Below are 10,444 nucleotides of genomic sequence, written 5' to 3'. Positions count from 1 at the left end.
TGGCCCGCACACAGGCCTGGCGCAGCAGGTAATCCACACAAAAACTCAATATCCCCGCAGATCACATATCTGCGGGGGTTTCCTTTTCCTTATGCACCCGCTCCGCAAAATCCATAAACGCACGTATGATCTTGACGTCACGACGCTGGGAAAGGGAAATCATGCTCTCACCCATTTGCAGATTCACGCCCTTCAATTTGATTTGCCGCAATCGATCATCGTGCCCATATTCCGCCTGAGAAACAAAACCGATACCTGCACCCGAGGCAACAAGTTCGCGAACGGCTTCTCGGCCTTCAGCAACAATCGCCGGGTTTAACCTGATACCTTGTTTCTCGGCGGCTTCTTCCAGTTTCTCGCGTGTTTTTGACCCGTGCTCTCTGAAAATCAGGGGCAACTCGGCCAGCTCTTCCAGGGTCAGGGTGGGTTTGGATGCCAAAATCACACCCTGGCCAGCAAAGGCCACAATTTCAGTGGACCCCAAATTCAATACGTCCATGTCCTTGCCAGGAGACAGGCTGCCTACAACGCCGATCTCAGCATTGTAAGACCGAAGCTCTTCCAGGATTTCTTCGGTGTTGCCGGATCGCACAGTGATCGTGATTTTCGGATATTTCTTTTGGAACGAACCCAGAAAAGACGTCATGTGATGCGCTGAATCGGCAATAATCCTTAATTCACCATCGATCGCGGCTTTGGTTTCAGAGAGGTAATCCTCAATCTGATCTTCGATCTCGAAATATTGTTTTGTGAATCTGTAAAGCTGTTCGCCTTCGGGCGTCAGGTTCACGCGTTTTCGTTCACGCTGGAACAGCAGCAGGTCGTGATCCTGTTCCAGTTTTCGGACCTGCTCGGAAATCGCTGGCTGGGTCAGATACAAAGCCTCTGCCGCACGGGAAAATCCCCCATGTTTGGCCACGTAATGAAAGGCTTTCAACTGGCTGTGTCGCATGGCAGTTCCCTGTAGATGCGTTCATAGGCTGCGCTTATGATTAGATTGATAATTGCAATTTCACATATAGCAAGCGTTGCTGCAATTGTGTTCCTGAAAACGCTGTTCTGGAGCCTGGTAATGACGCCATCCAAACCAAAATTAGAGCAACCGCGCCTTGGTGAACCCTACCTTTTGACGCCCGGTCCTTTGACAACGTCCTACGCGGTCAAAGAGGCAATGTTACGTGACTGGGGTAGCTGGGACGATGATTTCCGCGCCATGACGCGGGAGGTGCGGTCAAGCCTGCTGAACCTGCTTGGCGAGGGTGCCGACGCGTTCGATTGCGTACCGATGCAAGGCAGCGGATCGTTTTCCGTCGAGGCGATGCTGGCATCCTTTATTCCGCGAGACGGAAAGGCGTTGGTATTGGCAAATGGTGCTTATGGGCAGCGTTCGGCCCAGACGTTGCAGTACCTGGGTCGTGATCATGTTGTGTTGGACAAAGGCGATTACCTACCGCCGAGGGGTGATGAGGTCGCGCGCATTCTCGCGGATGACCCGGACATCACGCATGTCGTCGCCATTCACTGCGAAACCAGCTCGGGCATCCTGAACCCGGTCGAAGAGATTTCGGAGGTCACATATGCCGCCGGGCGCAAGCTCTTGATTGACTCGATGTCCGCCTTTGGAGCGATTGAGCTCAAACCCACTGATATCCGTTACGAGGCCATGGTGTCTTCGGCGAACAAATGCATCGAGGGCGTTCCGGGTTTCGGGTTCATCGTGGCGCGCAAGACCGAGCTGGAAGCCGCAAAAGGCAACAGTCATTCGCTGTCTCTGGATGTGTATGCGCAGTGGGCGCATATGAACAAAACGGGACAGTGGCGGTTTACCCCGCCGACGCATGTGGTTGCGGCCTTCATCGAGGCACTTCGGGCGCACACTGCCGAAGGCGGTGTTGCAGGTCGCGGCGCCCGCTATACCCGCAACCGGGACGTCATGGTCGCGGGCATGCGGGAACTGGGTTTCGAGACGCTGCTGGATAATCGTTGGTTGAGCCCGATCATCGTCACCTTCTTCTGCCCGGCTGATGAGAATTTCGTTTTCGATCAGTTCTACAACCGGATGAAGGAAAAAGGGTTCATTATCTACCCGGGCAAACTGACTGTCGTCGACAGTTTCCGCGTCGGTTGCATCGGCCAGATGGACGAAGATGTCATGCATAAAGTTGTGATCGCTGCAAAAGAATCTCTGGAAGAAATGGGCGTGACAAGCGCTGCGCCTCCTCTCCGGGCACTGGAAGAACGCGCCAAGTTGGCCGCATAAAAATCAAGGAAAACACAGATGACCATTCAAACCCCTGTCGAAGCAAATGAGCGCGTCTACCCGACGCCCAAAGTGCCCGCAATTGCCATCTGCCTTGATGGATGTGAACCTGAATACCTCGACGTGGCGATCGCGAAAGGGCTGATGCCCAACCTCAAACGGATGCGGGAGGAAGGTACAGACCGTCTGGCGCATTCTGTTATCCCGTCGTTCACCAACCCCAACAATCTTTCGATTGCCACCGGGCGTCCGCCGATCGTGCATGGAATCTGCGGCAACTACCTTATCGATCCCGACACCGGTGAAGAGGTGATGATGAACGATGTCCGCTTCCTGCGCGCGCCGACCATCTTCTCGCAGTTCTATGATGCAGGTTTCCGGGTGGCGATGGTAACCGCCAAGGACAAGCTTCGCGCGCTGCTTGGTGCCGGGCTGAAGTTTGACGAGGGCAGGGCGGTTGCATTCTCTTCTGAGCGTTCGGGCGAAACAACGCTTGAGGAACATGGCATCGACAACGCCAGCAAGTGGCTGGGCATGGATGTGCCCGAGGTATACTCGGCCGAGCTGTCGGAATTCGTTTTTGCTGCTGGCGTCAAGCTGCTGAAAGAGTTCAAGCCCGACGTCATGTATTTGTCGACTACCGACTATATCCAGCACAAGTTTGCACCCGATCAAAAGGGCGCACTTGATTTCTACGCCATGTTCGACCGCTATCTCGGCGAGTTGGACGCATTGGGGGCCGCCATCGTGGTGACGGCTGATCATGGCATGAAGCCTAAGCACCTGGCAGATGGATCCCCTTCGGTCGTTTATGTGCAGGACCTGATGGACGAATGGCTGGGCAAGGATGCGGCACGAGTCATCCTTCCGATCACTGACCCCTATGTCGTGCATCATGGTGCACTGGGTTCGTTCGCGACCGCATATCTGCCGGATGGCGCGGATCAGAGCGACATCATTGCCAAACTCAAGGCGACCGACGGGATCACCCATGTGCTGACCAAGGCTCAGGCCATTGAACGGTTCGAATTGCCCGGTGACCGGATTGGCGACATTGTAATGGTTTCTGGCGAAAACATCTGCATCGGAACGTCCGAGCATCGCCACGATCTGGCAGCGCTCAAAGAGCCCCTGCGCAGCCATGGTGGTTTGACGGAACAAGAAGTTCCCTTCATCGTGAACCGTGTCATCGACCTGCCAAACCAACCCGTGCTGCGCAACTTTGATGCCTTTTTCTACGCAACTACAGCGGCGGCACAGTAAGCCATGAAAGACCAAACCATGTCGAAATTCGAAGTTCGTAACGAAGGAATGCGGATCGGTGGCGAGATCGTCTTTACCGAGAAAACCATTCCCGTTCTCTACCCGTACACAAACGAAGTTGTGGGCCATGTTCCCGCTGGCACCGCAGAACACGCACGCAGGGCTTTCGAAATCGCGGCGAATTACAAACCTAGACTGACCCGGTACGAGCGCAGCCAGATTTTGCAGCGCGCAGGCGAGCTGATCGGTAAAAAACGCGATTATCTTGCGAAATGGCTGACGTTGGAGCTGGGCATCTGCCACCAGCATGCGATCTACGAAACCAAACGCGCACAGGATGTTTATCAGTTTGCGGCGGCTGAGGCGCTAAAGGACGATGGCGAGATCTTTTCCTGCGATCTGACCCACAATGGCAAAGCCCGCAAGATTTTCACCACCCGAGAGCCGGTGAAAGCAATCAGTGCGATCACTCCGTTCAATCACCCTTTGAATATGGTCAGCCACAAAATCGCGCCATCGATTGCGACCAACAATTGCATGGTTTGCAAACCTACCGAACTGACGCCGCTGACCGCGCTGACATTGGCCGACATACTTTACGAGGCAGGCCTGCCGCACGAGATGTTCCAAGTGGTGACCGGCTGGCCGGCTGACATTGGCGGTGAGATGATCACCAATGAACATATCGACATCATCACCTTCACCGGGGGTGTGCCGGTGGGCAAGTTGATCGCTGAGAAAGGCGTCTACAAGCGGCAGGCGCTGGAACTTGGGGGTAACGATCCTCTGATCGTTCTGAATGACCTCAGCGATGCGGATTTGGACAAAGCCGCAACAATCGCAGTGGCGGGTGCGACCGGAAACTCCGGTCAGCGGTGTACGGCAGTCAAGCGCATCCTCGTGCAGGAAAGTGTGGCCGACAAGTTTGTGCCGCTGGTTCTGGAGAAGGCCAAGAAGATCAAATTCGGCGATCCGCAAGACCCCGAAACCGAGCTGGGGTGCGTGATCCACGACAAAGCCGCGGAGATATTCGAGAACCGCGTTCTGCAGGCTGAGAAAGAGGGTGCAGAAATCCTGTATCACCCGGGCCGTCAGGGCGCATTGCTGCCGCCTATCGTCGTCGACAAGGTTCCCCATGACAGCGAGCTGGTGATGGAAGAAACTTTCGGTCCTATCGTGCCAATCGTACGCGTGCCAGACAACGACGAAGAGGTGATGGCGATCTCGAATTCGACCGAGTTCGGCCTGTCTTCGGGGGTATGCACCAATGACCTGAACAGGGCCATCGCCTTTATCAACGGGTTGAATGTCGGCACCTGCAACATCTGGGAACAGCCGGGTTACCGCATTGAAATGTCACCCTTTGGCGGCATCAAGGACAGCGGAAACGGGGTGAAAGAGGGCGTTATCGAGGCGATGAAGTTCTTCACCAACGTCAAAACCTATTCGCTGCCCTGGCCCAACTAAACCTTGCGTCCTTTCCCCACAGACGGGAAGGACGCTTCAAATCCTCCCTGATACTGGCGGGCCTTCCGGGGCCCGCATCTTTTGATGACAGAAATGAGGAGCGGTCATGCCACAGATTGTCCACACGGAAGGGGAATCAAACACATCCGAAGCGCGCAAGGCATGGTTGCGAAAGTCCATGGGGCCGAAGTCGGCACCTCTGCTCAAACGCGATGCGGATGTGTTCCTGCATCAATCTCTGTCATCACCCTGCGTCAGCACTATTGCAAAGGCCGAGGGGATCTGGATCGAGGATATGGAGGGTCGCCGGTACATGGATTTCCATGGCAACTCGGTGCACCACATAGGCTATGGGCACCCGCGTCTGATAGCCGCCATCAAAGCGCAGCTTGATGATCTTCCTTTTGCACCCCGCCGCTTTACCAATGACCCGGCAGTGGATTTGGCAGAAAAACTGGCAGATATCGTGCCTGGCGATCTGGGGAAGATGCTCTTTACCACTGGCGGCTCTGACGCCAACGAGGTTGCCCTCAAGATCGCGCGTGCCGCGACCGGTCGGTTCAAAACAATCAGCTTCTGGGATGCCTTCCACGGTGCGGGCTTCGGCGCCGCAAGCGTCGGTGGCGAGGCGACGTTCCGCAGTCATATCGCGGGTCCCCTCTTGTCGGGCACTGAACATGTCGCGCCCTTCGCCTGCTACCGTTGCCCATACAATCACGCGGGACCGGAAACCTGCGGGTTAGCCTGCGCGAAAATGGTCGAATATGTTCTGGAGCGTGAAGGAGATGTGGCCGCAGTCATAGCCGAACCGATGCGCGCGGTGCCCTATGTACCACCGCCGGGGTTTTGGAAATCCGTGCGCGAGGCGTGCAATCGTCACGGCGCGCTTTTGATCATGGATGAAATCCCGACCGGCCTTGGCAAAACCGGCAGGATGTTCGCCTTTGAACATGACGAGATCATTCCCGACATTGTGACGCTTGGAAAAGCGCTTGGCGGTGGTATCCTGCCCATTGCCGCTTGTGTTGCCCGCAAACAATTGGATGTCTGCGGGGATTTTGCCATTGGTCATTACACACACGAAAAGAACCCGGTCACCGCGCGGGCCGCTTTGACAACACTTCAGATCATCGAAGATGAGGGGTTGGTTCATCGGTCGGCCATGCTGGGCGAGCACGCAATTGGTCGTCTGATGGACGAACTTCAGAACGTACCCACCGTCGGAGACATCCGGGGAAGGGGTTTGATGTTCGGGGTCGAAATCGTTGATGATCGCGTTGAAAAGATACCGGGCAATGCGCGTGCCGAACGGATTTACTACGCCTGTCTGGAGGCCGGTTTGAGCTATAAGATCAGTCAGGGGTGCGTTCTGACACTGTCGCCGCCGCTGACCATCTCGCAATCGGATCTGGACCACGCAATCGACATTGTGATCGCTGCTATCAAGGCCGAGAGTTGACACGTCGGATCAGTCAAAACTCGCCAGTTCGTAATAAGAGGCTAGCCGAGACAGCGACGAAGACCCCAAAGCGCGATGTAAGACAACGAGTTCGATGGCGCACGGCGTACAATAGAATTTGGAATTGGCCGATGGCGTTGTAATATCCAACTGCACTCAGGCTTCAAACGCTGACGAAAGTAACGGGAAAGGCAAAATCTTCAATTCGGCCTCTGGTACAAATGAGACTGAACAAACTGACGTGATTACAGGAACTCAAAATCAACAGAGCGGAGTCTTTCATGGTATCGAATGTCATTCAGAAGCTGAAAGACCTTTTATTGCTGTGCTCTACAGATCGCAGTCCGTCGTCTTTGCAAAAAACTGAGAAACAAGATGCCGTTCAGCAGGCGATTACTTTTTTCCTGCCATAGGATATTCAATCTCCCTTTGCCGCGAGATCCTTGAATACAGATTTCACCAACTTGCCCCTGCCTTCACCCTTTCAGCTTCTTTGACAGATCTGGGAGCGCAGAAGTTCATTTGGCGATCCAACGGTTCGCTAAGTTCTATGACCTGCCGCCACGACGCTTGTCGGGAACGCCAATTGAAAATGTAGCATCTGACTCTGCAGGGGCAGATGCCTTCGAGCTGTACGGGTGTTCAGCGCAAACCCGCCACCGAGTTACCAAGGTGGCGGGTCAGGTTATCGTTGCGACATTTCTTTCGGATCAGAGCTTAATGCGGAAGGCTGCGAAACCGTCGGCGCCTTCCCCGGCGTCCTCGATTGCCACACCTTTGACGTCGCCCATATAGTCGCGGGCTTTTGGACCCGTCTCGAACAACACCGTGGTGTCCGCCAACGGTGAAAACGACCAGTTGGCATCCGCTTTGGGATCGATTGTGCCCTGTTCGACAATGTAGCGCACAATGACGTCGCGGTTGGTGTCCGGTGCTTCGAACACGATCGTGTCGCCCATTGCGCCCGGGAACGCGCCACCACCGGATGCACGGTAATTGTTGGTGGCAATGATGAATTCCATGTCATTCGTGACAGGGGCCCCATTGAAGGCAAGGTTCACGATCCGGGCTGCATCGGGGTTCACCTCTTCACCCTTTGGTCCAAAGCGCGACGGTTGCGACAGGTCGATCTGATAGGTCACACCGTCCATCACGTCGAAATTGTACGACGGGAACTCGGGGTTCAGAAGGATCGCATCCTTGGACCCAGCTTCGACCTGATTGAACATACCGGCCGAGCGTTCCAGCCAGCCACGCACCTGCGCCCCGTTCACGCGAACAGCGCGGACCGTGTTTGGATAGAGGTACAGATCGGCCACGTTCTTGATGGCAACGTCCCCGACCGGGACATCGGTGTAATACTCCGGACCGCCGCGGCCACCAGCCTTGAACGGTGCTGCCGCAGACAGGATCGGCAGCCCTTCATGCTCGGTGCCTTTCAGCATGTCTTCGACGTACCATTTCTGCGCGATCGAGACGATCTGCACGGACGGATCATCCGCGACCAACGCAAAATAGCTGTGCAGTGGGGCCGAGGTCTTGCCGACCGCGCGCCGAACATAGGCCAGCGTTTCTTCATGAGCTTTCGCAACCGATTCCAGAACCTTCTGATCATCTTCGACCAGAGCGGTGATTGATCGATCTTCGTTACGTTTGGATATCGGGCGCGCCTCGGAGGTTGTGGTAACGACGCGCCATTCATTGCCGTCCCGTTCCAAAAGCAGGTCCAGCAGGCCAAGATGCGACCCCCAGAAACCGCCCATGACGGCAGGTTTGCCCATCAGCGTGCCTTTTTCCACATCGATCCCGGGGCGGTCAGCAAATGTCGGTGACGGGAAAACCAGGTGATTGTGGCCGGTGACCAGCGCGTCGATCCCGTCGACCCCTGCCAGAACCACCGATGCGTTTTCCATGCCGTCCTCATGATCGGCCCCCCCGATCCCCGAATGCGACAGGGCGATGATCAGGTCACATCCCTGTTCCTTCATCTCGGGCACATAGGCCTGAGCCGTCTCGACGATATCGCGGGCCTGAACATTGCCCTCTAGGTGCCTGCGGTCCCAGTTCACGATTTGTGGCGGGGTAAAACCGATGACACCTATCCTGATCGGATGTTTGGTGCCGTCGCCCATCTCGATTTCACGGTCGAGAATGGCATACGCCTGAACAAGGGTCTTGTCGTCACGCGGGTTCGCACCTTTTTCCTTGGCGACGTTGGCCAGAACAACAGGGAACTCGGCACCGGCCAAAGCCTTGTTCAGGAAATCCAGACCGTAGTTGAACTCGTGATTGCCCAGCGTCGCGGCATCATACCCGACCGTATTGAAGGCCGTGATGATGGGATGGCTGTCGCCGTCCTTCATGCCGCGCTCGTAAGCGATGTAGTCGCCCATCGGATTGCCTTGCAGAAAATCGCCGTTGTCCACCAAAATCGAGTTTGTCGCCTCAGATCGGATTTCGTTGATGATCGACGCTGTGCGGGACAGGCCCACCGTGTCGCGGGGTTTGTCCGCATAGTAATCATAAGGAAACACATGGACATGGATATCGGTGGTTTCCATGATGCGCAGATGCGCCTGATTACCGGCCGCTGCCACCGAAAACGGGTGCAGGGTAATTGCCGCCGCACCAGCGGTTGTCGTGGCAAGGAAGCGGCGTCGCGAAATTGAAGAACGGCTTGAGAAAGACATGGGTCACCTTTCAGGTTTGTGGTCAACGCGTCTTTTTGCCTGTAATTCGCAACATCCATATGAAACCGGTTGCCAGCGCTTTAGACGCGTCATGTGTAGGCGTAATGCTAGGTACAATAGCCCAACTTCCTGTACTTGATAAGACGTGGTAGAAGGGGAACCCGTGCCCTGCGATTGCCAAGACAATGCCTCACAATCAGTGCTTTGCGACATATCCAACCCGCATCATGTTGGCTGCCATTCACTGACCCCAACCGTGTGGCTGGGACAGCCCGGTTATCGACGTTCCGCCCCCAGGACAATAAGCTCTTTCGGGAAACTGGTCAGTGATTGGCACCCGTCTTCTGTGACCAAGACGTCATCTTCAATACGGACCCCGAAATTGCCCAGGTCATACAGACCCGGTTCGTTGGTCCAGACCATGCCTGCGCGCATTACCTGGTTGTTTCCGCGCATGATATATGGAGCCTCGTGCACATCCCGACCCAATCCGTGGCCTGTCTTGGTGCGGATGCGATTGGCGAAAGGGGATGCTTCAAGAACGCCGATGACTGCATCATCGATATCATGGGCCGTCACACCGGGGCGACACACGTTCAGACCCATCTGATTTGCTCGCAATACAGTTTCGTAGACAGCCTTGCCCTCATCTGAGACTTCGCCAACGAAAAAGGTTCGCGTGATATCCGCGACAAATCCATCCTTGCGCGCGCCAAAGTCAAAGAGCAGCGCGTCGCCGGTTTGAATCCGATAATCCATACGCGCTTTCCCATGTGGTCGGGCCGAGTTGTCGGCAGCGACCACAATCGGTGTAAAGGCCAGTGAATCGGCACCTTCGGCAAACATAGCCTGGATCAAATCCTGTTCGATCTGTTTCTCGGTCTGACCTGCGTGTACCGTTCCGATAACCCACTCAAGCGCACGTTCCGAGATGGTGATCGCAGCTTGCATGGAGGCCACATCCTTGCTGGACTTGATCAGTCGCAGGTTCGAGATTTGGTGTTCCGCATCAGTTATTTGTAACCCAGGCATAGCTTCGGTCAGCGCGTCAGAGACAAAAACACGCATGACCTGTCCTTCAACTGCAAGGGACGCGATGCTCAGGTGGTTCGCCAAAGCGGTGAAAGCCCCTTTGTAACCCGCCTCATCCCGCCAATCGAATACCGCTCCTTCGAACCTTAGTTGATCCCACGAGCCAAGTTCCAGATTTGGAACAATGGCAGCGGGTTTGAGCCTCCCCAACTGAACTGGTCCACCGTTATGTTTAGGAAACGGAGGACCACGAATGGCAAACAAGAGACCGAA

The 10,444-nt window shown here is 55.4% G+C and carries 7 protein-coding genes; 4 read left to right on the top strand and 3 right to left on the bottom strand.

What is annotated here, in order from left to right:
• Window positions 1–61: 61 nt before the first annotated feature.
• A complete protein-coding gene (locus AC2FLO_RS01090) occupies window positions 62–952 on the bottom strand; it encodes a LysR substrate-binding domain-containing protein (protein ID WP_496755213.1) in 891 nt (296 codons plus the stop codon).
• Window positions 953–1,072: 120 nt separating this feature from the next.
• Here AC2FLO_RS01090 and AC2FLO_RS01085 point away from each other — a divergent pair, with 120 nt between their 5' ends.
• The 4 genes from AC2FLO_RS01085 to pbfA all read left to right on the top strand — a co-directional run bounded on the left by AC2FLO_RS01085 (window position 1,073) and on the right by pbfA (window position 6,449).
• The gene (locus AC2FLO_RS01085) at window positions 1,073–2,260 is read left to right on the top strand and encodes a 2-aminoethylphosphonate--pyruvate transaminase (protein WP_496755211.1); all 1,188 of its coding nucleotides are present in this window, start codon (window positions 1,073–1,075) and stop codon (window positions 2,258–2,260) included.
• Between the two features lie 18 nt (window positions 2,261–2,278).
• The gene (phnA, locus tag AC2FLO_RS01080; protein ID WP_267365552.1) at window positions 2,279–3,523 is read left to right on the top strand and encodes a phosphonoacetate hydrolase; all 1,245 of its coding nucleotides are present in this window, start codon (window positions 2,279–2,281) and stop codon (window positions 3,521–3,523) included.
• Between the two features lie 3 nt (window positions 3,524–3,526).
• Window positions 3,527–4,990: a phosphonoacetaldehyde dehydrogenase gene (gene phnY, locus AC2FLO_RS01075; protein WP_480588735.1), complete on the top strand. Its 1,464-nt coding sequence runs from the start codon at window positions 3,527–3,529 to the stop codon at window positions 4,988–4,990.
• A 106-nt stretch (window positions 4,991–5,096) separates the two neighbouring features.
• Window positions 5,097–6,449: a (R)-1-hydroxy-2-aminoethylphosphonate ammonia-lyase gene (gene pbfA, locus AC2FLO_RS01070; RefSeq protein ID WP_496755209.1), complete on the top strand. Its 1,353-nt coding sequence runs from the start codon at window positions 5,097–5,099 to the stop codon at window positions 6,447–6,449.
• 710 nt (window positions 6,450–7,159) lie between these two features.
• Here the strand turns inward: pbfA and AC2FLO_RS01065 are convergent.
• Together AC2FLO_RS01065 and AC2FLO_RS01060 are read right to left on the bottom strand one after the other, a co-directional pair.
• Window positions 7,160–9,139, bottom strand: coding sequence for a bifunctional 2',3'-cyclic-nucleotide 2'-phosphodiesterase/3'-nucleotidase (locus AC2FLO_RS01065; RefSeq protein WP_496755207.1), 1,980 nt, complete (start codon window positions 9,137–9,139; stop codon window positions 7,160–7,162).
• 276 nt (window positions 9,140–9,415) lie between these two features.
• Window positions 9,416–10,444 (bottom strand): M24 family metallopeptidase (locus AC2FLO_RS01060; protein WP_496755205.1); only part of this gene is annotated, 1,029 nt, incomplete at its 5' end.

This window comes from Ruegeria sp. TASC047 (assembly GCF_059612445.1).
Note: the sequence above shows the minus strand (reverse complement) of the source record. Positions and strands in the feature narration are given on the sequence as shown.

Coding starts and splice junctions, on each gene's coding strand:
- AC2FLO_RS01065 (WP_496755207.1), bottom strand. CDS start 9,139: ATGTCTTTCTCAAGCCGTTCTTCAATTTCGCGACGCCGCTTCCTTGCC.
- AC2FLO_RS01090 (WP_496755213.1), bottom strand. CDS start 952: ATGCGACACAGCCAGTTGAAAGCCTTTCATTACGTGGCCAAACATGGG.
- AC2FLO_RS01085 (WP_496755211.1), top strand. CDS start 1,073: ATGACGCCATCCAAACCAAAATTAGAGCAACCGCGCCTTGGTGAACCC.
- phnY (WP_480588735.1), top strand. CDS start 3,527: ATGAAAGACCAAACCATGTCGAAATTCGAAGTTCGTAACGAAGGAATG.
- phnA (WP_267365552.1), top strand. CDS start 2,279: ATGACCATTCAAACCCCTGTCGAAGCAAATGAGCGCGTCTACCCGACG.
- pbfA (WP_496755209.1), top strand. CDS start 5,097: ATGCCACAGATTGTCCACACGGAAGGGGAATCAAACACATCCGAAGCG.